This window comes from Janthinobacterium sp. (assembly GCF_031995485.1).
Lineage (GTDB): Bacteria > Pseudomonadota > Gammaproteobacteria > Burkholderiales > Burkholderiaceae_D > Janthinobacterium.
Genome location: NZ_DAMAGB010000001.1, coordinates 12275 through 33296, shown reverse-complemented (window position 1 = coordinate 33296; position 21022 = coordinate 12275). Strand labels below are relative to the sequence as shown.

The 21022-nt window shown below is 64.8% G+C and carries 22 protein-coding genes; 2 read left to right on the top strand and 20 right to left on the bottom strand.

Going from position 1 to position 21022, the window contains the following annotated elements; genetic code table 11:
• Nucleotides 1–75 precede the first annotated feature (75 nt).
• From RTQ46_RS00155 to RTQ46_RS00110, 10 genes are all read right to left on the bottom strand, one after another.
• Entirely contained in the window at nucleotides 76–384 is a 309-nt protein-coding gene (locus tag RTQ46_RS00155; RefSeq protein ID WP_312433847.1) for a hypothetical protein, read from the bottom strand.
• The gene (locus RTQ46_RS00150) at nucleotides 365–1795 is read right to left on the bottom strand and encodes a plasmid recombination protein (RefSeq protein ID WP_312433846.1); all 1431 of its coding nucleotides are present in this window, start codon (nucleotides 1793–1795) and stop codon (nucleotides 365–367) included. The genes RTQ46_RS00155 and RTQ46_RS00150 overlap by 20 nt, the downstream gene beginning before the upstream one ends.
• 120 nt (nucleotides 1796–1915) lie before the next feature.
• Nucleotides 1916–2314 (bottom strand): hypothetical protein, encoded by a 399-nt coding sequence (locus RTQ46_RS00145; protein WP_312433845.1) that lies wholly within the window; start codon nucleotides 2312–2314, stop codon nucleotides 1916–1918.
• Nucleotides 2314–2556, bottom strand: coding sequence for a hypothetical protein (locus RTQ46_RS00140; RefSeq protein ID WP_312433844.1), 243 nt, complete (start codon nucleotides 2554–2556; stop codon nucleotides 2314–2316). Before RTQ46_RS00140 ends, RTQ46_RS00145 begins: the two co-directional genes overlap by 1 nt.
• A 126-nt stretch (nucleotides 2557–2682) precedes the next feature.
• Nucleotides 2683–3597 carry a hypothetical protein gene (locus RTQ46_RS00135; protein WP_312433843.1) on the bottom strand — a complete coding sequence of 305 codons (915 nt, stop codon included), beginning with the start codon at nucleotides 3595–3597 and terminating at the stop codon, nucleotides 2683–2685.
• A 114-nt stretch (nucleotides 3598–3711) separates the two neighbouring features.
• A complete protein-coding gene (locus tag RTQ46_RS00130; RefSeq protein WP_312433842.1) occupies nucleotides 3712–5019 on the bottom strand; it encodes an integrase family protein in 1308 nt (435 codons plus the stop codon).
• Nucleotides 5020–5470: 451 nt separating this feature from the next.
• Entirely contained in the window at nucleotides 5471–5755 is a 285-nt protein-coding gene (locus tag RTQ46_RS00125) for a hypothetical protein (RefSeq protein WP_312433841.1), read from the bottom strand.
• Between the two features lie 7 nt (nucleotides 5756–5762).
• On the bottom strand, nucleotides 5763–6092 hold the full coding sequence (locus RTQ46_RS00120) for a hypothetical protein (protein ID WP_312433840.1): 330 nt from the start codon (nucleotides 6090–6092) through the stop codon (nucleotides 5763–5765).
• An 84-nt stretch (nucleotides 6093–6176) separates the two neighbouring features.
• Nucleotides 6177–7586 carry an amidase family protein gene (locus tag RTQ46_RS00115; RefSeq protein ID WP_312433839.1) on the bottom strand — a complete coding sequence of 470 codons (1410 nt, stop codon included), beginning with the start codon at nucleotides 7584–7586 and terminating at the stop codon, nucleotides 6177–6179.
• A gap of 80 nt (nucleotides 7587–7666) precedes the next feature.
• Nucleotides 7667–8914, bottom strand: a complete 1248-nt coding sequence (locus RTQ46_RS00110; protein ID WP_312433838.1) for a cytochrome c peroxidase — start codon at nucleotides 8912–8914, stop codon at nucleotides 7667–7669.
• 201 nt (nucleotides 8915–9115) lie between these two features.
• Between RTQ46_RS00110 and acpA the strand changes: the two genes are divergently transcribed.
• A complete protein-coding gene (acpA, locus tag RTQ46_RS00105; RefSeq protein WP_312433837.1) occupies nucleotides 9116–11248 on the top strand; it encodes an acid phosphatase in 2133 nt (710 codons plus the stop codon).
• Between the two features lie 3 nt (nucleotides 11249–11251).
• Here the strand turns inward: acpA and RTQ46_RS00100 are convergent, their stop codons facing one another.
• Nucleotides 11252–11551: a hypothetical protein gene (locus RTQ46_RS00100; RefSeq protein ID WP_312433836.1), complete on the bottom strand. Its 300-nt coding sequence runs from the start codon at nucleotides 11549–11551 to the stop codon at nucleotides 11252–11254.
• 155 nt (nucleotides 11552–11706) lie between these two features.
• Between RTQ46_RS00100 and RTQ46_RS00095 the strand changes: the two genes are divergently transcribed.
• Entirely contained in the window at nucleotides 11707–12681 is a 975-nt protein-coding gene (locus RTQ46_RS00095; RefSeq protein ID WP_312433834.1) for an EDSAP-1 family PEP-CTERM protein, read from the top strand.
• Nucleotides 12682–12685: 4 nt separating this feature from the next.
• On the opposite strand, the gene RTQ46_RS00090 is transcribed toward RTQ46_RS00095, so the two are convergent.
• The 9 genes from RTQ46_RS00090 to RTQ46_RS00050 are packed head-to-tail and all read right to left on the bottom strand — an operon-like array spanning nucleotide 12686 to nucleotide 21009.
• Nucleotides 12686–13660 (bottom strand): LytR C-terminal domain-containing protein, encoded by a 975-nt coding sequence (locus tag RTQ46_RS00090; RefSeq protein ID WP_312433833.1) that lies wholly within the window; start codon nucleotides 13658–13660, stop codon nucleotides 12686–12688.
• 11 nt (nucleotides 13661–13671) lie between these two features.
• A complete protein-coding gene (locus tag RTQ46_RS00085) occupies nucleotides 13672–14613 on the bottom strand; it encodes a type II secretion system F family protein (RefSeq protein ID WP_312433832.1) in 942 nt (313 codons plus the stop codon).
• Between the two features lie 13 nt (nucleotides 14614–14626).
• Nucleotides 14627–15604, bottom strand: a complete 978-nt coding sequence (locus tag RTQ46_RS00080; RefSeq protein WP_312433831.1) for a type II secretion system F family protein — start codon at nucleotides 15602–15604, stop codon at nucleotides 14627–14629.
• 11 nt (nucleotides 15605–15615) lie between these two features.
• Nucleotides 15616–16962 (bottom strand): CpaF family protein, encoded by a 1347-nt coding sequence (locus tag RTQ46_RS00075; protein ID WP_312433830.1) that lies wholly within the window; start codon nucleotides 16960–16962, stop codon nucleotides 15616–15618.
• A gap of 20 nt (nucleotides 16963–16982) precedes the next feature.
• Nucleotides 16983–18152, bottom strand: a complete 1170-nt coding sequence (locus tag RTQ46_RS00070) for an AAA family ATPase (protein WP_312433829.1) — start codon at nucleotides 18150–18152, stop codon at nucleotides 16983–16985.
• 30 nt (nucleotides 18153–18182) lie between these two features.
• Entirely contained in the window at nucleotides 18183–18779 is a 597-nt protein-coding gene (locus RTQ46_RS00065) for a pilus assembly protein (protein WP_312433828.1), read from the bottom strand.
• Between the two features lies 1 nt (nucleotide 18780).
• The gene (locus tag RTQ46_RS00060) at nucleotides 18781–19263 is read right to left on the bottom strand and encodes a pilus assembly protein (RefSeq protein WP_312433827.1); all 483 of its coding nucleotides are present in this window, start codon (nucleotides 19261–19263) and stop codon (nucleotides 18781–18783) included.
• On the bottom strand, nucleotides 19260–20669 hold the full coding sequence (locus tag RTQ46_RS00055; protein ID WP_312433826.1) for a pilus assembly protein TadG-related protein: 1410 nt from the start codon (nucleotides 20667–20669) through the stop codon (nucleotides 19260–19262). Before RTQ46_RS00055 ends, RTQ46_RS00060 begins: the two co-directional genes overlap by 4 nt.
• Nucleotides 20670–20697: 28 nt before the next feature.
• Nucleotides 20698–21009 carry a hypothetical protein gene (locus RTQ46_RS00050; protein ID WP_312433825.1) on the bottom strand — a complete coding sequence of 104 codons (312 nt, stop codon included), beginning with the start codon at nucleotides 21007–21009 and terminating at the stop codon, nucleotides 20698–20700.
• Between the last annotated feature and the right edge of the window lie 13 nt (nucleotides 21010–21022).

Below are 21022 nucleotides of genomic sequence, written 5' to 3'. Positions count from 1 at the left end.
TTTCGTTGGTGGAGTGATTTGCTATTTGCTACTGCTGGGCGCCCGCCGGCACCTGGTCGGCGGGCGAGAGTTCGTTTATCCGGCAACCAGGCCGATGCGGTCGTATAGCCGGCGCAATGCCGCGCTCCCAGCAGCATCGCAAGCGCGGCGCGCCATGACTGCCGTGCGTGCGGTGATTTCGCACCTGGCCAGCAGCGTTGCCAGGATGTCGACCTGCGGGAAACGCTGGGCGCCGGCCGCTGCCAGCACGCCGTCAATCAGGCTACGGGCGAACTGCTGCGCCTCCGGTGTCAGGTCATCCGGGCAGCCGTACAGCGCCTCTGCAGCGGCCAGCAGCATGCCATCGGGCGTGTTGGCGTCGGGTTCAATGGTCTTGATGCTCATGCTTCGACTTTCTGCCCGGAGGCCGGGCGATAGGTGTAACGGATTCCAGGGCGTTGCGCAGGGTGCGCGCGCTGGGCGGGCCGGTGGCGGGCATGAACTCGCCGCGCTCGCTGTCCCAATGCTCGGCCGGTTGGTCGGCGTCACGCTGGCGGGTGTAGTTGCCGGGCACGTCGTGGGCGGCCGGGCTGGTGCTGGCTGGCCGGCCGGCTACCGGGCGGACCGGGCCACACTCGGGCGTCGAGAACACCAGCTCGGCGGGCTCGATACCGGGCGCCGATGGAATGCCGGAAAAATTTCCTGCTTCTGCTTTGGCCTGGTGCTGCGCCAAACTGACGGCCTGAAAATAACCGTGTGTCGAAGCGGCGTCGATATCGGCCAGCGCGGTGGGCGTGCCGCTGGCGGTGGTGCTGCTGGCGCTCGATGCCGCTGGTGCGCTGGCCGGCAGGTCGCGGCGCATGCTGGCGCTGGCCGGCCCGATTGCCTGCTGGGGGGCGGTGCTGCAGCTGGCAATCTGGTGCTGGAAACCGTTGGATTTGAGGGCCGCGACTTCGGCAACCCCTACACAGGATAGGGGTTGCTCACTTTTCGGCATGCTGTCCGACATGAACCCTATAGGCTTTGAACGTGCAACCCCTATAGGCTTCCGCTCAGGCTTACATGGCCGCGTCATGATGCCGGCGAAGGTGTCTGCGCGCTTGGTCTTCGGCTTCACCGCTGGCATGGCGATGCCCAGCGCCAGCAAGAGCGGTTCCGGGTTGGCCTTGTGCGGTTCCAGCAGCACGCGCAGCAACCCAGCTTGCAGCCCGCTATTCGCTTCAAGCACAACGAGGGCCGCATCTATCGCCTGCTGGCGGTGCGCGGCGCTGGGACGCGCTGGCGCTGCCTGGCGAGCCAGTCCGTAGCGCTGCCCTACCTTCGCTTGGAAATCGCCCTGCATCGCCATGATTTTTATGCGGTTGCCCATCAGCTCGCTGCCGCGCATCCGGCCATCGACCAGCGGCAGCAGGATTACATGGCAGTGCGGTGCCGCTTCGTCGTTATGGACGATGGCACTGAGGATGGGCACGGAAAACCACTGCTCGGCCCACGACAGCGCATCATCAAAGAATGCGCGCTGGTCGACGGTGGTGCCGGCTGGCAGGCTGAAAATAATTTCGAGACCGCGCAATGCATCCTTGCGCAGCGTCGCAATGCCAGCGGTGGCCATCAGCGCGCGCGCCTCGCTGGCCACGCCGGCGGCTGTTGCCGGGCCGCGCAGTATGCAATTCAACGGCGTGCGGCTCGGGTCGATGGCCGCGCCCTGGTTGCCGTCCAGTTCCGCCAATATCTCGCGCAGGTTGTGCTTGGCCGCCGTCACGATGATGGCCTTGCCCTTCAAACCTTTCATCCGCAGGAAATGCGTATCAGTCATGCGCATCCCCACGCTGCAGCACAGGCCACGACCAGCACCAACAGCGCAGCACAGCACGTGGCGCTGGTGGTGGGCAGGCATGCGGGGCCAGGCCTAACCACGCACAAAAGCTCTGATGCGTCATTCACCCGCCTTTTTATCGCGCGTACGCAGCCACGCATGGATGGCGCGGCGGCCGGCTTCGGCCAGGTGGTAGATGCCGCGTTTGATTTTGCGGCCGTCCTGGTCGTGGTCGTCAATCATGCTGCAAGGCAGGCCGGTGAGGCCCAAACCTAGTTCCCGCAAGTTTGCAATCAGGTCAGGACCATTACTGCAGCCTGCCACACGGTCGAGATGCTCGCGGGGTACAGGACGAAGCAAGAGCGCATGCAGGGCGCGCAGATAGCGCGGGTTCTCAGTGCCGGCGAAGCGAACGACTGAGGTAGAATGCGGCTGAGGTATTGTATTTCCGAGAAGGTCCGGTTCTGCTTGGCGGCGGCCGGACTTTTTCTTTTTGGGTGTCGGTGGAGGGAGCTCCATTACGCCCCCGAGCTCAGTGCTTGGGCCACGTCCGCGACAGGCCACAGTAGCAGCTTGCCGCGCTTGATGGGGCGCACGCCATAGCACTCGCCCTTGAGACAATGGTTTTTCAACGCAGTCTGCGGCGCGCAGCACATGGCGCGGGCAAACTCGGAGGTGGTGATGTGGTCACGGCCTTGCGCAACGGCAGCAAGTGCCGGTGGCATTACTGGGATTTTCGAGTGGTAGGAGGTTTGCATCATCTTCCCTTTCGTGGATTGGATGATGCAGAAATCTACGCATAGCAACCGGCGCAACTGGTTGCGGCAACCACGCTCCCCAACAACCATGAGGGTTGCAAAGCGATTTATGCAACTTCGCAACGCAACCTATTTTTTTCGGCTACCCCTACCTAGGCCATCGAATGCACCGGCCTTCTTGGGGACTAAACTTCCCCGCGCTTCAGTCAGCTTACGTGCGATGAACTGACGCGAAACTCCGTATATCTTTGCCAAAGTCTCCTGCGTCGCACCCGGCGCGTTATATTCAGTTAGCAGCTTTTGACAAGCCACCTCGTCCCATATTCTAGGCGCCACGCTTGGGTGTTCAACTGTCGACGAGGTGTTGGTTGTTCCGACTGAAATGGCGGCCAAAGCATACTCAGATTCGATTGCCTTTATATCCTCCATCGTGGCGAAGAGGTCATCGGCTGTTATCTTTGTCTTTGGATGCAAACTTACGTCCTCAAGTGCGACTAAGCGCCCCTTGAGCAATTGCCCGGGTGCCTCTGCATTCGGCACATACCAGGCTGGTGAATTCGGATAGAAGGCTTTCAACGGGAAGGCAGCTAAACCGTGGTCCGCGACATCTTGTAATGTCCTTGGAGCTGCGCGTAGTGCGCCGTTACGATGAAACTGCTGGCGCGCTTCGTTTCGCTCCTCATTCATCTCAGTGGAAATTTTAAGTAATTTCTTTTTCCCCTCGATTTCAATGCGTAAATTACGGACGTCTTCTTCTGAAAGAACGTCTTCCCATTCAGTTAAGGTAAGAAGGCCTTTGAGGTGTTGAACGTTACGCTGCAATGTATGCTCTGCACCTTCTATATTAGCTGCAAGCCTCGAACTCTCAGAAGCTGCCCTCCAGTCATGCCCGTAACGAAGCCTGTCTGCAACGTCGAAAACTAAGCCTTCAAAGTGAAAATACACCGGCCAATTTTTTTGTATAGCGTGCGTTAATACGTCGTGCACGGAGTAGCCCCAACGTGTGGCGAGTTGGCTCACCGTCTGTGTCAATGGTTCAAACATGTGCACCCCTTCAGGTGTCCGCCCTCATGGAATAGGTGCTGCAACCAGGTCGGTGAAGGAGCCGACTTTTCCCCCGCTAAAGGTAGGCTGCAGCGTAAATCGTGCCTGATGCGGTCAGGCGGCCGGGACCAGGCGTAATGCTGCTGGCGCTGGTTGGCACTGGACTGCCGCTTGCTCCAATATCCACTCTTCTATTTTAACGTGCCATTTCCGCAGCAAGTCCAGTGGGCGGCGAATGTAGTTCTGCTCGCGGACACCCTGGGGTGCATGGCCTTGAATTTGCGCAGCGATGCCGGCCGGCGTCTCGGTCCACTCGCTCAATGTTGCGAAGCTTCGGCGCAGGCCGTGCAATGTCAGGTGCGGCAAGCCGGCGGCGGCCACCGCCTCGTTATGAGCAATGCGTGGCTCGGCCAGCTTGCCCGACTCGGCGCTGGTGCTGCTGAATACCCACTCATTGCGGCGCGGCAGGGCGGCCAGCAGGTGCGCGACATAGGGTGTCAGCGGCACCATACGAAAATCCTCTACCTTGTCTCCCAGCTTCATGCTCCCCCACTGAAAATCGACGTCGGCCCAGCGCAGCCCGGCCACCTCTTCGCGGCGAGCCCCAATCAGTAGCAGAGTCTGCAGGTAGGCGGCGATGACCGGATTACCTATCTTGCGGACCTCGCCGAACCAGGCCTTCAGCTGCTCGCGCTGCAGCAGGTCATGCTTCACCTTCGGCTTACCAAGTATTTCGCGCGCCTTGGCGCTTTTGGCTGCGTTTCTGGTGACAATACCCGAATAGTGCGGGTGGGCCGTACACCAGTTCAAAAAGGCTTTCAGCAGACGCATGGCCAGGCGCGCACTGGACGGACGCGTCTGAGCTTCGACTTTCGCCCACGCCTCAATACGCGCATCGGTCAAGTCGACAAGGCGCTCGGCGGCGAGAACGGAAAGCGGTCCCGGCTTCGTCGGCTTGGGACTGCGCTTGCGCCCTTCCCCGCCGGCCTGAATGATTTTTCGATGCGCCGATATCTGATGCTCGCCCCAGTGCGGGGTACGCTCCGCAACGTAGACAGGCCACACGGCGCCAAGGGTGACGGACTCCCGCAACGCAGCGGCCGCTGTTTCGACCTTTACTGCCACCTGCGCTGCAACCTGTTCGGCGCGCACCTGGCGCGGGTCAATGCCCTGGTCGGTCTGCGCCTTATGGCGCGTGGCCTCCGCCTGGGCCTTGCCTACCGTCCATGTCCGGACATCGCCGATGGTGATGCGGATGGTCTTGCCCTCAAGGCGAGTTTCAAAGATATAAGAGCGCGCGCCGGCGGCTGTAACGCGCAGTCCCAAGCCTGGCGTTTTCGCGTCCCACATGATGCTCTGCTGCTTGCCGGCCTCGCATTGAAATGCGGCCACCCGGTCGGCCGTAAAATTAACCTTCGCCACCTGTCTGCTCTCCCCTGTGTAGGCACCATGTAGGCACTGTGTAGGCAGATTCTATCAAACTAAGGGAAAGTATCGGCAAGTCCAGTCGCTGCCAATATGACAAAAATCGGCAATTTTCCCTATGAGAGAGGCATTTTTCGACCTCAAAAGGAAACTATCGAAAACCAAAATCCCAGCGATTTGTAATCATCAGGTGGCCAGTTCGAAACCGGCAGTCGGCACCAATAAATTCAAGCACTTAGCCCAATCCTCAGGATTGGGCTTTTTGCTTTCTGGATCCCCTGCAGGCGCTGTGGCACCGGGCTTGATCAAAACTGCGTCATTTGTTTTTCCAGCTATACTCGACATATCTGTTATTCGAATAAATTGACTATCTGCATGTCAGATAATATTGATATATCTGCATAACGGATACCGCACATCTCCTTCTTGACTTCCACCCAACGTCTCCTCATGGCGTCGCAGCTCGGGCAGTTGCTCGTATCGACCCGCAAATGGCATAAGCACACCCAGGCGACGGTGGGCCGGCGACACGCCAGAAAGACTGGCGCAGGTCGATGGCATTGTTCTTGACGAGGAGGACATTGAGCGGCACCTGTTCGATTTCGTTGCCCGCACACCCGCCATCGTGGAAAAGCTCCGCAGCGAACTGCCTGTGGGTTTTTTGGAAAAGGTGGCCGACAAAATTCTGGGCGGTCTGCCCGATACGGCAGCCGCCCTTCAACGGATGCGGCAAGCCTGACTCAATACCGCATCGCCGGCATGCCGCTGGCGGCGATCAGCGCCAGCGTGATCGGGCCGGCCATGCCCAGCAGCGTGCCGCAGATGATGCCGGCGCTCCACCACCAGCTTTTCCAGCGCGCCAGCAGCAGGGCCACCGCCATCTGCGCCAGCATCGCCAGTACATAGAGCGGGAAAAGGCCGATCTGGTCCAGTTCCATCCAGAACGGCCCGCTGTAGTCGCGCAGGTTCCAGCAAATGGCGCTCCAGACCACCACGATCAGCAGCGCGAGCAGCATGCCGCGGCCAAAGCGGCGCCAGTGGCCGTCAGGGAGCGGTGTATGGGTTGACATGATATTTTCCTTTGCCTGGGCCGAGCGCCCGGTCCAGCCATATATTACCGGGTTCGGCGGCTGATGCAGCGCATGCTGGTGCAACTATTCGTGAGCCTGCACCGGCGCCATCCGCCGCCCGATCACGCTTTCGATCCCCTCCCCCACCCGCAGCACCACCGCATCGGCGCCCGGCGTTGAAAACACCGTCACGCCAAATGGCAGGCCATCGGCATCCGCTCCCAGCGGTATCGCCAGCACCGGCGCGCCGGCCTTGCCCGTACATTTGGCGGCGGCGCTCATGGGCGCGAGCAACACGTCGGCGGCGCCGGCCTGCAGCGCGGCATGGATGCCTTGCTCGAGGCTCAGCGCCATATCGCGCTGGCGATCGGCCAGGTAGTGCGGCGAATCGAGGCCGGGCGAGGCCTGGGCCGCTTCCAGCAGTGACTGTCCATAGGGAATCGCCTCGGGATGCGCGCGGTTCCAGGCTATGATGTCTTGCATCGAGCGCATGCCGCATGGCTGCAACTGCGCCAGCAGAGCGTCGAGGCTGGCCTTGAACTCGGTGCGAAACACGCTGGAGCGCACTTCGTGCAGTTGTTCCGCGCTGGGCAGGTCGCACGGGTCGACGATGGTGGCGCCGGCTTGCGCCAGCAGTTGCAAGGCATGCTCGAACGCAGGTTTGCGTGCGTCGGTCAGCACGTTGTCGGCGATAAAGCGGCGCGGAATGCCGATGCGCAAGCCTTGCAGGGAGCTGATCATTGTCAGGCTGTCGATGTCGGCCATGGCCTGGAATACCAGTGCGGCATCAGACACGTTCAAGGCCAGCACGCCCGGCGCATCCTGGCTCGGCACCAGCGGCATGACGCCATCACAACTGATGCACCCGACAGTCGGCTTGAAGCCGACAATCGAGGTGTGCAGCGCGGGCGCCTGGATCGAGTTCTGCGTTTCGGTACCGATGGCGAAAGCGCACAGGCGCGCCGAGACCGCCGCCGCCGAGCCGACGCTTGATCCCTGGCCACGCTCATAGCGCAGGCCCAGCGGGTTGCGCACCACGCCGCCGGCGCCGCTGAATTCGGACGGCATGGTATCGGCGACAAAATCGGCAAACTCGGTCAGGTTGGTCTTGCCCAAGAGGACGGCGCCGGCGTCGCGCAGGCGCGTGACCAGCGTCGCCTGGTACGGTGGCACAAAGCTGGCGATGGCCTGGCAGCCAGCTGAAGCGGGGCTGCCGTCGGCGGTAAAGACATTGTCTTTCAGCAGGTACGGCACGCCATGCAGCGGTCCGCGCAGCCGACCTGCCGCGATTTCCGCATCGGCCTGGCTGGCTGCCGCCAGGGCCAGCGGCGAGATGCTGCGCACGCAGTTCAGGCCACCGTCGCCGCCGTTGCATTGCGCGATACGCGCCAGATACCATGCGGTCACTGCCAGAGAACTGGTGTTGCCTGCGGCAATCGCGGCACCGATGGCTTGCGCCGTCGCGCTGCCAAGGAAAGTGGAGAGGTCGTGCATGGTTGCGCTTTCAAAGGCCGGTACAAACCTTCGATGGTAAATAAAGCACCCGCGTTTTACCCATCCCATTCGATAAGGAGCTACGCCCCCTTGACCACATAGCCATCCGTCAGCGTCTTCAAAAACACGATCACGTCGGCGATTTCCTTCTCGCTCAAAGCCGGCGCCTGGCCCTTTTTCCGGTTGAACGGCGGCTCGGCATTGACGTTCGCTTCCAGTCCCGGCGGCAGGTCGTCGTACTTGTGCACGCGGCCATCAGGATTTTTCGGATACCACTTTTGCGGCGCCGTATCGCGCTGCACGTAGAAGCGCAGCACCTGCTCCAGGCTGGTGAAGCTGCCATTGTGGAAGAAGCGTTGACGCAGCGCCACGTTGCGCAGGGTCGGGGTCTTGAAGCTGCCGCAGTATTCCCGATGGTCCGTCAGATCCGTGCGCTCGGGGCCGCACAGGCCCATGTCGAAATACTGCGGATCGGCGTTGGCGGGCAACTGGTTGTTGCGCGGTACGCCGATGTTGATCAGGCCGTAGTCGGTAAATTGCGGAAAGGCGCCGCCGGGCGCGATCTGGCTGATATGGCAGGCGGCGCAGTTGCCCTTGGTTTCATCGTTGAACAGGGCCAGGCCGCGCAGTTCCTGCGGACTCAATTTGACCTGCTTGCGCAAAAAGGCGTCGTACTTGCTGGTATAGGGGTAGAAGTCGGCCGGGCTTTCCTGGAATACTTCCAGCGACATCAGGGCCCAGCGCAAGGCCTGCTCGGGCTGTTCAAAGATGTTCTCGCCATAGGTTTTGCGGAACTGCGCCGCCAGCGGGCCGTGCTGCAGCCTGGCCAGCACGGCGGCGGCGTCAAAGTTGCCCATTTCATGTTTCGACAATAGCGGCGTCAGGGCCTGCTCGTGGCCGGACCGGGCGCGGCCGTCCCAGTTGCGTCCGCCCGTAGGGCCAGCGTCGATGCTGTCGTCGCCATCGTCGTCGTGGAAATGCTCGGTGAACGACGGCGCGTTCTGCAGGTAGCGCAGCGACGGCGCGGCGCGCGTGCCCATGTCGTTCAGCCCGGGGCCGCCGAGCTGCACCGCCAGGCTGTTGGGCGGACCATACGCATGGTCCGGGCTGTGGCAACTGGCGCACGACAGCTTGCCCGATACCGACAGGCTGGGCTCGAAAAACATGGCGCGTCCCATCGCCGTCATGCTGGCCACCGACGGTTGATGCTGCGCCGGTGCGTACGCCGCATTCAGGTAGGCAGGCGCGGTGGTGGTGGCGGCAGGCTTGGCAACCTGCTGCGGCTGGCAAGCGGCCAGCAAGAGCAGGAACGGTAGCAATTTCTTCATGGTGAGATCGGCCAGCAGGGGAACATGGGCGGCCAGCGTAGCAACGCCATATGACCGCTGCGTGACAAACCGGCCGCAAAAGCGGCGCGAACATTACCGCATGTATCGCATGTAACCAAACATGGACATGTCACGCAGCGGACATATTGGCTGCCTAGCATCCGTGCTTTTCCACCACCCTCGCACCCGGAAGGCATGAGCATGAAACCGCACGCACGATTGGCATTACGTCCCCTTCCCATTTTGATATCGCTGGCCCTGGGCGCCGGCCTGGTGGCCTGTGGCAGCAACTACGCCCTGGCGCCCACCGTCAAGGGCCAGGTGATCGGCAGCTACTATGAAAACGCCCAGGTGTGCATGGAAAGCACGAGCGCCAAACTGACCTGCGCCAGCGATTCGACGCCGGTGCGCACGGCTGCCGATGGCAGCTTCTCGGTCGAAGGCGACGGCGCCGTGCTGGCCATCGTCGGCACCGATGCGGTCCGCCACGAGACGGTGGGCGACGCCGGCAGCAAGGTCGCGCAAAAGCTGCTGCTGCGCGCGCCCGCCGGCCATGCGGCGTTTGTCAGCGCCTTGTCGACGGAACTGGCGCAGGTGATGGACGGCAATGGCGGCGATTTCGCTGCCGCCAGCGGCAAGCTGGCGGCGCGCATCGGCGTGTCGGAAGCGAGCTTATTGAGCGACTTCAACCGGGCCAGCGGCGACGAGCTGGCCAAGCTGAAAGCGGAGAACACCAGCGCCACCGCAGTGATCGCCGGCGCCAGCGCGCAGGCCGCGCCCGCCGATGCACTGGCCGCGCTGAACAGCGGCCTGGCGCTGAACAATATCCAGACCATCGTGGTGATCTATGCGGAAAACCGCGGCTTCGACAATCTGTACGGCCTGTTCCCGGGCGCCAATGGCGTACCGGGCGTCAACCCCACCTCAACCGGCGGCTATGTGGCGCAAAAGGATATCGACAACAGCACCCTGCCCGTGCTGCCGCCGACCTGGGGCGGCATGACAGCCGCCGGCCAGAGCACGGTGGTCACGCAGGCGCAATCGGCCAACCTGCCGAACAAGCCGTTCCGGATCGACGACGCCAGCAGCGCCATCAACCTGCCGCAGTCGGTCGTCACGCGCGACCTGGTGCACCGCTTCTACAACAACCAGATGCAGATCAATGGCGGCGCCAACGACAAGTTCGCGGCGTATTCCGATGCGGGCGGCCTGACCATGGGCTACTACGACGGCAGCAAGATGAAGCTGTGGGATATTGCCAGGCAGTATGCGCTGGCCGACAACCTGTTTATCGGCGCCTTTGGCGGCTCGTTCCTGACGCACCAGTACCTGATCTGCGCCTGCGCGCCGACCTATCCGAATGCCGACACGTCGGTGGCCAAAGGCTCGATCTCGAAGATCGATGTCGACGCCAAGGGCAACTTCGTGCGCCTGACGCCGGCAGCGACGTCGCCGGCCACCGTCCTGAATGGCGCGCCCGTCTATGCCAACGACAGTACGCTCACGCCTGCCGATGCCAGCGGCATGTTCTATGCGGTCAATACCATGCAGCCGGCCTTCCAGCCCAGCAGCAATGCACCGGCATCCGGCGACAGCAGCAAGCTGTATGCGGACACCAGCAAGGCCAATACCCTGCCGCAGCAGACGCAGACGAATATCGGCGACCTGCTCTCTGGCAAGAACATCGACTGGGCCTGGTATGCGGGCGCCTGGAAGGACACCACGGCGCTGGCCACGGCCAGCGCGCGCGGCAGCAGTTTCCCCAGCCCGCCGAACTTCCAGTTCCATCACCAGCCGTTCAATTACTTTGCCAGCATGGACCCGGTCAAGGCGCCGGCCTACCGCGCCGCCCACCTGCGCGATTTCGACAGCCAGTTCCTCAGCGACGCGGCCGCCGGCAAGCTGCCGCCGGTGGCTTTCTACAAGCCGCAGGGCAACCTGAACCAGCATGCCGGCTACGCCAGCGTGGCCGACGGCGACGCGCATATCGCCGACGTGATCGCGCAGCTGAAAAAGAGTCCGCAGTGGAAGAACATGCTGGTGATCGTCACCTACGATGAAAACGGCGGCTTCTATGACCATGCGGCGCCACCGAAAGGCGACCGCTGGGGCCCGGGCACGCGCGTGCCGGCGATCCTGGTGTCGCCGTACGTGAAGAAGGGCCTGGTCGACCATACGCAATACGATTCGGCCTCGATCCTGCGCGCGATCACCCGCCGCTTCTCGCTGCCGGTGCTCGACGGCTTGAGCACGCGCGACAAGGCGCTGGTGGCCAATGGCGGCAAGCCGATGGGCGACTTCAGCGCGGCGCTGGCCTTGCTGCCGCAGGAGTAAAACTTAACCCTTGCGGCTGTCGAGCCAGTCCTGGCCGCCGGCCGCGAGGGCGGTGGCGATCACTTTTTCCGGCAGGCTGTAGACGGTGGCCCAGCTGGCGCGGCCGTCTGCCGTGTTGGCGGGAAAGCTGTGCGTCTCGATCGGCCAGTGGTATTTGCGTTTCAGTGCCTTGACGATGGCGGCCAGCGAGACGCGCCCCTGCAAGGGTTCGGCGCCGGACTGGTCGCGGTTCGACAGCAGCACGGCCAGGACCTGGCCGCGGCCCGTGCGTGCGCCGGGAAAGGTGGGGGTTTTGTTTGCCATCGCCTATTTTAACGGTCCCGGCGCTGTCGGTGTTTCTTACAGTCAGCTTGTTCTTCTCCAGCCCGCTTTATACAAGTCCTTGATTCGTGACGATTTTTTGGTTTGGCACGCAAGATGCTTAGCCATATCGACCCGACCACGATAATGAGGCTGCCATGAATGTCGATCACCCACGAAGCAAGACCCTTTGCCTGCTCGGCGCGCTGGCTGCGGCAGGCGTGCTGGCCACTGGCCAGGCGCAAGCCGGCGCCTACGGCCTGGCCGTCAATGACATCAACAATTTCCGCATCACCACCAGCGCCGGCACCCTGACGCTGGCGGGCGCCAACCGCAATGCCAGCGACAGCACGTATTTCGAAGGCGCCGCGGCCGTCAACCCGCGCGCCGTCAATACGGGACCGGCCGCCAATGCCGATGTGCTGCAGGTATGTGCCGGCGGCGGCTGCACCGGCCTGCCGCAAAACAACTATGCGCCCAGTCCGGTGCTGGAATTTGCCCGCGGCGACGCCCACTCGTTCGGCAACATGCTGACGGTTGGCGGCGCCACCATGCGGGCCGTGTCGGAAGCGCAGCGCGATACGGTCGGCGCCGCCTCTGCCACGGCGGGCGACACCCTGACCGGCTCGGTCAACCTGACCTTGTCGAGCGCCGGTTTCATTACCTTCAGTTTTCTTGCGCGGCGCGACCTGCGCAGCAGCGTGACCACGCTGGGCGACAAGTCGAATGTGTCGATCATGGATATTTTCAGCATTGCCTGCAACGCCAACAGTCCTGCCGGCTGCGCCACACGCGCCAACTCCGACGGCATCGTGTTCCAGTTTGCCCCTGACGGCGATGCCAATAACGGCAGCGACGTGAACGGCAACCATGCCACCGGCAGCCTCGACCCGTTCAGCCTGAACCTGACGGCCGGCACCAACGATCCCGCTACCTCGCGCGCGTTCACGAATGCCTTTACGCAGTTCTCGCTGACCTCGAATTTTGCCTTGCCGGCCGGCAGCTACACGCTGAATTTTTCCAAGTCGACGCGCACCGATATCGTCGTGATCGAACAGGTGCCGGAACCGGACACGCTGCTGCTGCTGGGAATCGGCCTGGCGGCGCTGGCAACCACGCGCCGCCGGACCTGATGTGTCAACCGAGCCGCGCCAGCGCCTGGCGCGCCCGCTGCAATTGCTCCAGCTGCCGCACGTAGTAGCGGTGCAAAATGGCCGGGTCGAGGTCGCGCCCGAGAATCAGGCGCACCTCGCTGGCGGGGCAATCGAAGGCGACCGCTTCGACGCCGGGTCCCAGCTGGCGGGCCAGCCGGCGCGCCAGCTGCTCCTGCGCCGGCCGGTACTCGACACGCGTGCGCGCCACCTGGAACGAGGCGGCATTGCGCGTACGGACTATCTGCAAGGCGCCGGCGGCCAGGCTGCGCGCCATCGCGGCTGCCACGCCCGGCATGCCATTTCCGTTGAGAATTTCCAACCGGGGACGCAATGCCGTTGCAGGCACACGCTGCAGGCGCGCGATGCCCGCGCTTTGCGTGATCTCGATGCGCTCCATCGCGGGCGGCACGAGTGCAGATACGGATGCGGATACGGGAACGGGCGCAGGAACGGTAACCGCCTGCGCACGCAGCAATGCCTGGTCACGCTGCATGTCATGGGCCTGCAGGCTGTGCGCCTGCGCCAGCATGCGCGCCGCGCGTTCATGCTGGCCCAGCCTGGCGAGCACCTGCGACAGGCGCTGCCAGGCCAGTGCATGGAGCGGGTCGAGCAGGCAGGCTTGTTCCAGTACCGGCAAGGCATCGAGGTCGCGGCCGGCCAGGGCATAGGCATGGCCCAGGTTGCGCAGCACATAGGCATGGCGCGGCTGCCGCAGGCCGCCAGCGGCCAGCAGCGCTTCCCAGATGGCGATGGACTGCCCTGCTTCGCCGCGCTGCGCATGCAGCACGGCCTGACCATTGCGATTGGCCAGGTCGATGGGGTCAGGCAAGGCAAGCGGACCGGGATCGGCGAGGCGCCCAAGGCTGGAACTGGAGGTGGGGGCAGGACCCGGGCTGGCACAAGCGCCCAGCAGCAGGCAGGCGCTGGCGACAGCCAGGCGCGAGAGCGAAGATGACATGGGACGTCCTTTCATCGGTTGGCCATGGCCGGCACCAGCACGCGGTAGACTTCGATCACGGCCGGTCCCATCAGCACCAGCATCAGGGTGGGAAACACGCAGAAAATCAGCGGGAACAGCAGCTTTAATGCGATCTTGGCGGCCGCCTCCTCGGCCAGCAGGCTGCGCTTGCCGCGCAGATTGTCGGAGTGCACGCGCAGCGAATCGCCCATGCTGGTGCCGAAGCGTTCGGACTGGATCAGCATGGCCACCAGCACGTCGACGTCTTCCACGCCGCTGCGCAGGGCCAGGTTGCGCAGCGCCTTTTCCTTGGAAAAGCCGGCGCGCATTTCCATCAGCACCAGCTGCAGCTCCTGCGCCAGCACCATGCTCTTGATATGGATTTCACCCGATACTTTCACCAGCGCGCGCTCCAGGCTCAGGCCCGCTTCCACGCAGACGGTCAGCAGGTCGAGCGCGTCGGGAATGTTTTCAAAGATGTCGCGCTGGCGCCGCCGTGCCGTGCTGGCCAGGATCAGGTTCGGCAGGTAGTAGCCGGCGGTGGCGCTGATGCACAGGAAAAACAGCAGCACGCCGCGCATGCCGGCCGCCATGCTGCTGGCCGCATACAGCCCCAGCACGGTGGGAAACAGCAATGCCAGCACCGACTTGGCGGCAAAATACAGCGCCGGCGCGCTGGCCTGGCGCCAGCCCGCATTCATGAAGCGCGTGCGCAGCGGCGAGCGCTCCCAGCCCTCCTCGGGCAGCGACAATTTCGAGAACGGCTGCGCCACGCGCGCCACCCGCTCCACCCAGCCGGTGTCTGGCGCCGCCGCACTGGTGTCCACCGGCGCGGTGGCGCCGGACAGGCGGCGGCGCAAGGTGCCGGGAAAGAAAATCAGCGAGGCCGCCACCGCCAGGCCCGCCACCACGGCAAACACGATCAAGAGAAAAAGCACTTGCTGGCCAGTCATGGCACACCTCCTGTCAGATACGGATCCGGATGACCTTGCGCATCCACGCGACGCCGAGAGCCACCATGCCGGCCGCATACCACAGCAGGCGGATGCCGCTGGGATCGGTCCACAAGAGGCTGATGTATTGCGGATTGACCAGCGACATCACGCCGATCATCACCACCGGCATCAGGCCCAGCACCCAGGCCGACATGCGCCCTTCGGCCGACAGCACGCGCACCTGGCCCAGCAGCTTCAACCGCGCGCGAATGATGCGCGCGATCGACACCAGCACCTCGGCCAGGTTGCCGCCCGATTCGCGCTGCACCAGCACGGCGATCACCAGATAGCGCAGGTCCGTCAGCGGAATGCGCACCGCCATGTTCTGCAGCGCTTCATTCATCGGCACGCCATAGTTGATCTCTTCATGCGCCAGCTTGAATTCGCCGCTGATCGGTTCACTCAATTCGTCGCCCACCATCTGCAGCACGTTGGAAAACGAGTGGCCGGCGCGCAGCGCGCGCGCCAGGAAGTCCGCCGCCTCGGGCAGCTGCGCCTCGATTCTCTGCAGCCGCGCCGTGCGCGCGCGCAGCAGGAACAGAGCAGGCCCGCCGCCGGCCATGCCGAGCAGCAGCAACACACCGGGCAAGGGCATCGGCCAGGCGACCAAAATCAGCAGCGCCGCCAGCAGCAGGCCGCCGGCCAGCGCCAGGAACTGCGCCACCGACCAGCCCAGGCCGGCCTGCAGCAGCAACCGGTCCAGCGCCGCGCATTGCGGCACGCGCCGCAGCAGGCGCTCGAGCGCCGGCGCGCGCGCATAGCGGCGCTGCTTGAGGATCGAGATCCGCTCGCCGCCGGCCTCGCCGCGCGCGGCCATCAGCCGCAGGCGCCGGTTGATGCGCCGCGCGGCGCTGCCATGCGTGCCCGCCCACCACAGCCAGGCGCCTTCCACCATCAGGATGCAGGCGGCAAACAGGACGATGGCAAAACCGTAGAACACGAGGTCCATGGCGCGCCTCCTTACTCGTAAATGCGGTCGGGATCGAACACGCTGTCGGGGACGGGCGCGCCGAACATGCGCAGGCGCTCGGTAAAGCGGGGCCGCACGCCGGTGGCGCAGAAGTGGCCCAGCACGCGGCCACTGGCGTCCACGCCGGTCTGCTCGAAGCGGAAGATTTCATGCATGGCGATGATGTCGCCCTCCATGCCCGTCACCTCCTGCAGGCTGACCAGCTTGCGCGCGCCGTCGGTCAGGCGCGACACCTGCATCACCACCGTCACGGCCGAACAGATCTGCTGGCGCGTGGCGCGCGGCGTCAGGTTGACGTTGGCCATGCCGACCATGTTTTCCAGCCGCGCCAGCGCGTCGCGCGCCGTGTTCGAGTGGATCGTCGCCAGCGAGCCTTCGTGGCCGGTGTTCATCGCCTGCAGCATGTCGAGCGCTTCGGCGCCGCGCACCTCGCCCAGGATGATGCGGTCGGGCCGCATGCGCAGCGCATTGCGCACCAGCGCGCGCTGGCTCACTTCGCCTTTGCCCTCGATATTCGGCGGACGCGTTTCCAGCCGCGCCACGTGCGGCTGGCGCAGCGCCAGTTCGGCCGCATCCTCGATGGTGACGATGCGCTCGCTGCCGGGAATAAAGCCGGACAGCACATTGAGCAGGGTGGTCTTGCCGCTGCCGGTGCCGCCCGAGATCAGGATATTGACCTTGGCCTGGCCCAGCGCCTGCAGCACCTGCACCATCGGCGGCGTCAGGCTTTTATAGTCGAGCAGGTTGGCGATCGTCAAAGGCTGCACCGCAAAGCGGCGGATCGACAGCAGCGGGCCGTCGACCGCCAGCGGCGGAATGATGGCGTTGACGCGCGAGCCGTCGGGCAGGCGCGCGTCGACCATCGGACTCGATTCATCGACGCGCCGGCCCACGCGCGAGACGATTTTTTCGATGATCTTCATCAGGTGTGCATTGTCGTGGAACGTCACGTCGGTCAGTTCCAGCCGGCCGCCGCGCTCGACGTACACCTTGTCGCAGGTATTGACCAGGATGTCGGACACGCCCGGATCGGCCAGCAGCGGTTCAAGCGGGCCGAAGCCGAGCATCTCGTGCTGGATGTCGAGCACCAGGCTGTGGCGCTCATGCTGGTTCAGCACGATGCGCTCGTCCTCGATCACGCGCTGCACCAGCAGCGCCAGCTCGTGCTTGAACTGTTCCGCCGTCAGGCGTTTCAGGCGCTCCAGGTCGATGCGGTCGAGTATCGTCTGGTGCATCGATTTCTTCAGTTCCTGGTAGGCGTGCAGCGCCAGCGCGCCATGCGCATCGATGGTCGGGCGCGCCTGTTCATTGGCGGCCAGGCGTTCGCGTAGTGTCATCTCGGCTCCTCGGTAAATGATCAGGTGTCGCTGCGGCTGAACAGGCGGTCGAACAGGCCGCGGCTTTCCGTCACGCGGCGCGCCGTCACCTGCTCCACCAGGTCGGCCAGGCTGCGCGCCACCGCGCTGGTGCGCGACAGCTGCAGCAGCGGGATGCCCTGGTTGACCGAATCGGTGGCCGCCAGGTAGTCGTTCGGCACCGTGTGCACCACGGCCGCACCCAGCGCCTGCTCCAGGTCGGCCAGGCGCAGCCGCCCGCCCTTTTCATAGCGGTTGACGATCAGCCGCAAGCGCTCGCCCGGGTAGCCGAGCGAGCGGAAGATGTCGAGCAGGCGGCGTCCGTCGCGGATGTCGGGCAGGGCCAGTTGCAGCACCGGGTAGATGGCGTCGGCGCTGTCGAGCGCGCGCAGCGACAGCGCGTCGATCTGGCGTCCCACGTCGAGCACGATGTAGTCGTAGTGCTGGCGCGCCACGCCCAGGATGCGGTCCATGTGCTCGGGCTGCATGTCGACCTTGTGGCCCGGGTCGTCGGCCGCCGCCAGCACGCCGAAGTTCGGCGTCACGTGCACCAGGCACGAGGCCAGGAAAGCGCCATCCATGCGCGAGATCTGCGCGCAGATGTCGGACAGTGTCATGGCCGGCTTCTGGTCCGACACATACAGGGTAGCGTCGCCGAACTGGCCGTGCAGGTCGATCAGCAGCACCTTGCAGCCGGCCAGCGCGGCCAGCGCATAGGCGAAGTTGGTCGACAAAAAAGTGGCGCCGCTGCCGCCCTTGCAGGAGATAAAGGCCAGCACCTTGCCATCGCGCATTTGCGTCACGCCGGCCTGGATATCGACCCGGTCCATCGCCTCGTGAAACGCCTTGTGCACCAGCGGCAGCTGCAGCACTTCGCGCATGCCGGCACGCATGGCGCGGATCAGCACATCCTGCTGCTGGCCGCGCGTGAGCAGCATCAGCACGGCGGCCGGATACTGGCGCGCCAGCCGTTCGAGCAGGTCGGCCTCGTCGGCGTCGATGCCGCTGGCGTCGACGATCACCAGTTCGGGCGCGTCCGGCAACATGCGCTCGACGGCGTCGCGCAGGCTGGGACGCCGCTCCAGCAGGCGCAGCACCGGCATGCGCGCGGCCCCCTGGGCGGCGATTTCATCATGCAGCTGGGCGTCACGGCTGATCATCAGGGCTTTCATCGGGCATCCTCACGGCTAACGGTCTTGCGTTCAAGGGCAAAAGGCGGGGTTGTCCTGGTAGCCGAGCGACTCGGCCACGGCCACCGTCACGCCGCTGGGCAGGCTCACCGCCCGGGTACCCGCCGTAAACAGCTTGCCGAGCATCGGCAGGATGGGCCGGTACGGTACCCGCTCGCAACTGCCAGCCGTGCCCGGCACGCACAACTGCGCGCGCACGAAACGGATGCAGCTGGCGCCATGCGGATTTTCCAGGCAGTTGATGCGGTTGCGTTGCGGGCAGCCGGGCATCGCGTCGATCTGCGCCACGTCCTCCATGCTGCTCGCGCCCACCGGCAGCGGCAGATACTCGATGCGCACATAGGCGTCGTCGATGGCGCCGCCCAGCGGCAGCCGGCCAGGGGCGGCGCGCAGGACGGCCTGCGCGCGCACCGCCTGCAGCCGGGCGGCATTGCTGAAATCGGCGACGGCGGCGGCGCGCGCGGCGCGGCGCGTGATTTCCGGCACCAGGTTCCACAGGTAGACGGCGCGCGCCACCTCCAGCAGCGCGAACAGGAACATGAAAAACACCCCTGCGGTCATCGCAAATTCCACGGCAAAGACACCGGCCTGGCGCTGGCGCCTGTCCATGCTAGTTCGCATAGCGCAGGTTCGCATTGGCGCGCAGCGGGACCGAGACCAGCTCCGGCAGCCACTTGCTGGTCAGGCCCGGCAGGAACGTGACCGTCAGGTCGGTGGCGAATTTGACGCGCACCTGCAGCGGCTTGCTGGCAAAGGTGCCGCACGGATAATCGCCATCGGTGTAAATACAGTCAACGCGGATCAGGTTCCGGCTCAAGACAGGGCCTGTCTGCTCCAGGGCGTCGCGCACCATCTGTGCCGCAAACAAGGCGGCGTCGTTGGCGCTCGATTCATTCGTCATCTGCTGCAGCGGCAGGGTGGCCATGTAGCGCGCCGCGTCATGCGCGCCTTTCTGCATCGCCGTGTACAACAGCATGGCACGCCCGCCCAGCAGCACCACCGGCAACAAACCCATGAAAAACAGCAGGATCAGCGCCAGCTCGATGGTTGCCACCCCTTGCTGGCGCAGCGATGGGGAGCGGGGCCGTTTCATTGAAACAGCTCCGCCGGGCCGGCCAGCGCCTGCTCGGCCGCCACGCCGGCAAACTCGCCGCTCAGCACGCTGCCGGTGGCCGGCGCCGTCATGAAAAAGCGGCCGATGCCCAGCACGGTGGCCAGCACGTCGCTGCCGGCCGGCAGCGGGCAAGCCAGCAAGGGGATGTGCAGCACGCGCCGCTGCGCCACGCCCGCATTGCCGGCCGGCGGCGTCTGGAACGCCGTGGCCAGGTACGGCGTACCGCTGGGCGGATAGGAACTGTTGCTGGCCGGCGCGCTGGGCAGGCCCGGATACAGGCCGGTCCAGGCCGTGGTGGCAAAGGCGCTGTAATCGCCGGGCGGCTTGGGATCGGCATATTCCACCGCCTTGGCGAACGACCAAAGGGGGCCGTAGCTGGCCGGCGCGATATTGGTGGGCAGGCCGGTGGCAACTGGCGGCAGGTCGGCCACGGTCAGCAGGGGTACGCCGCTGGTGGCCACCGCGTTCGAGCCGGACGGCATGTTCATCCACCAGTTGGAGGCCGTGTTGGGAAACACGCGCACGTTGGTGTCGGGTGGTGCCGTGATCCTGTTGCAGCGGCTGTCGGCATACTGGTTGAAGCGCGCGTTGAACGCTCCCCACAGGGCGGTGGGAAACGGCCGGTGCACGTGGATCGCGGTGCTGCCGATCGCCGTGTGCAGCACGCTGCCGGTACAGATGAACTGTTCCACGCTGGCGGCGTCCACTTCCACCGGCGAGCCGATGGCGCCCGGCGCGCCGAGCGGATTGAGCACGAAATGCTCGGGCGCCGCGCCATGCGGATTGAGGTTGAACAGGTTATACGCCACGCCGCGCCGGAAACCGAATTCGAGTGCTTCCCTGCGCTCGGGCGGGCCCGGATTGGTGCGCAGGGACGCGGGCGCCGGCGACAGCGCGCAGATGGCCAGCGGCGTGATGCGCAGGCTGCGGTGGCCTGCCACGGCCCGCCCGCGCGTGTCGAGCGTGCGCAGGGCCGGCGACCAGGCCCCCAGGAAGGCGGTCGCCACCTGTCCCAGCGCCGGCGTATTGTTGTGCGTGTCGACACGCACGAACAGCGCTTTCGCCGGGTCGGGCACGGCGCCGGCCGCGTGCCAGGCGTTGTCGGGTGCATCGGGTGCACTGGCAAAGCGGATGCTGTCGTCGGACAGGATCGCACCCTGCATGCGGCGCCGGTACAGGGTCTGGCCGGCGGCGCTGCTTTTCGCCTTGCTGACGGCATTGGCCAGGCCTGCCGCAGTGCCCACCAGTTCAGGCGCCGCCGCCAGCGCCGCGTTGTCGGCCAGGTTCTGCAGCTCGGTCTTGCGGCCGATCACCTGCCCCACGTCGAGCGCCAGGCCGATAAAGCCCAGCACCACGATCAGCATGATGGAAAAGACGATCAGCATCGCCCCCCGCTGGCGCGGGCGCGGGCACCTATTTTCCACCGTTGCCTCCCAACAGGAATTGCACCGGCGGCGCCACCTGCCCGTTCGGCTCGGCAAACGAAGCGCGGTAGCGCTCCATCACGGCGCGCGCGCTGGCGCCGTCGAGGCCGTTGGCCGGTGCGGCATTGGCCACGGCGGACGGATCTTGTACCTGCTGCGCCATCGCCAGGCGCGTGGACGCGCCGAAGCGCGCATCGAACTGTGGCGTGCTGCCATGGGTGCAGGCGGCCAGCTGCAGCAGCGGCGCCAGCAGCGCGAACAAACGGCAGCGCCGTATCAAGGTGGGCATGGTCGGATGCATGGCATGGCTCCCC

What these genes read in the sequence shown, in the direction of transcription:
- RTQ46_RS00140 (WP_312433844.1), bottom strand. Translation starts at nt 2,556, where the DNA reads ATGATGCAAACCTCCTACCACTCGAAAATCCCAGTAATGCCACCGGCA.
- RTQ46_RS00070 (WP_312433829.1), bottom strand. Translation starts at nt 18,152, where the DNA reads ATGAAAGCCCTGATGATCAGCCGTGACGCCCAGCTGCATGATGAAATC.
- RTQ46_RS00120 (WP_312433840.1), bottom strand. Translation starts at nt 6,092, where the DNA reads ATGTCAACCCATACACCGCTCCCTGACGGCCACTGGCGCCGCTTTGGC.
- RTQ46_RS00055 (WP_312433826.1), bottom strand. Translation starts at nt 20,669, where the DNA reads ATGCTGATCGTCTTTTCCATCATGCTGATCGTGGTGCTGGGCTTTATC.
- RTQ46_RS00095 (WP_312433834.1), top strand. Translation starts at nt 11,707, where the DNA reads ATGAATGTCGATCACCCACGAAGCAAGACCCTTTGCCTGCTCGGCGCG.
- RTQ46_RS00050 (WP_312433825.1), bottom strand. Translation starts at nt 21,009, where the DNA reads ATGCATCCGACCATGCCCACCTTGATACGGCGCTGCCGTTTGTTCGCG.
- acpA (WP_312433837.1), top strand. Translation starts at nt 9,116, where the DNA reads ATGAAACCGCACGCACGATTGGCATTACGTCCCCTTCCCATTTTGATA.
- RTQ46_RS00155 (WP_312433847.1), bottom strand. Translation starts at nt 384, where the DNA reads ATGAGCATCAAGACCATTGAACCCGACGCCAACACGCCCGATGGCATG.
- RTQ46_RS00110 (WP_312433838.1), bottom strand. Translation starts at nt 8,914, where the DNA reads ATGAAGAAATTGCTACCGTTCCTGCTCTTGCTGGCCGCTTGCCAGCCG.
- RTQ46_RS00150 (WP_312433846.1), bottom strand. Translation starts at nt 1,795, where the DNA reads ATGACTGATACGCATTTCCTGCGGATGAAAGGTTTGAAGGGCAAGGCC.
- RTQ46_RS00075 (WP_312433830.1), bottom strand. Translation starts at nt 16,962, where the DNA reads ATGACACTACGCGAACGCCTGGCCGCCAATGAACAGGCGCGCCCGACC.
- RTQ46_RS00135 (WP_312433843.1), bottom strand. Translation starts at nt 3,597, where the DNA reads ATGTTTGAACCATTGACACAGACGGTGAGCCAACTCGCCACACGTTGG.
- RTQ46_RS00080 (WP_312433831.1), bottom strand. Translation starts at nt 15,604, where the DNA reads ATGGACCTCGTGTTCTACGGTTTTGCCATCGTCCTGTTTGCCGCCTGC.
- RTQ46_RS00065 (WP_312433828.1), bottom strand. Translation starts at nt 18,779, where the DNA reads ATGGACAGGCGCCAGCGCCAGGCCGGTGTCTTTGCCGTGGAATTTGCG.
- RTQ46_RS00085 (WP_312433832.1), bottom strand. Translation starts at nt 14,613, where the DNA reads ATGACTGGCCAGCAAGTGCTTTTTCTCTTGATCGTGTTTGCCGTGGTG.
- RTQ46_RS00145 (WP_312433845.1), bottom strand. Translation starts at nt 2,314, where the DNA reads ATGGAGCTCCCTCCACCGACACCCAAAAAGAAAAAGTCCGGCCGCCGC.
- RTQ46_RS00115 (WP_312433839.1), bottom strand. Translation starts at nt 7,586, where the DNA reads ATGCACGACCTCTCCACTTTCCTTGGCAGCGCGACGGCGCAAGCCATC.
- RTQ46_RS00100 (WP_312433836.1), bottom strand. Translation starts at nt 11,551, where the DNA reads ATGGCAAACAAAACCCCCACCTTTCCCGGCGCACGCACGGGCCGCGGC.
- RTQ46_RS00090 (WP_312433833.1), bottom strand. Translation starts at nt 13,660, where the DNA reads ATGTCATCTTCGCTCTCGCGCCTGGCTGTCGCCAGCGCCTGCCTGCTG.
- RTQ46_RS00060 (WP_312433827.1), bottom strand. Translation starts at nt 19,263, where the DNA reads ATGAAACGGCCCCGCTCCCCATCGCTGCGCCAGCAAGGGGTGGCAACC.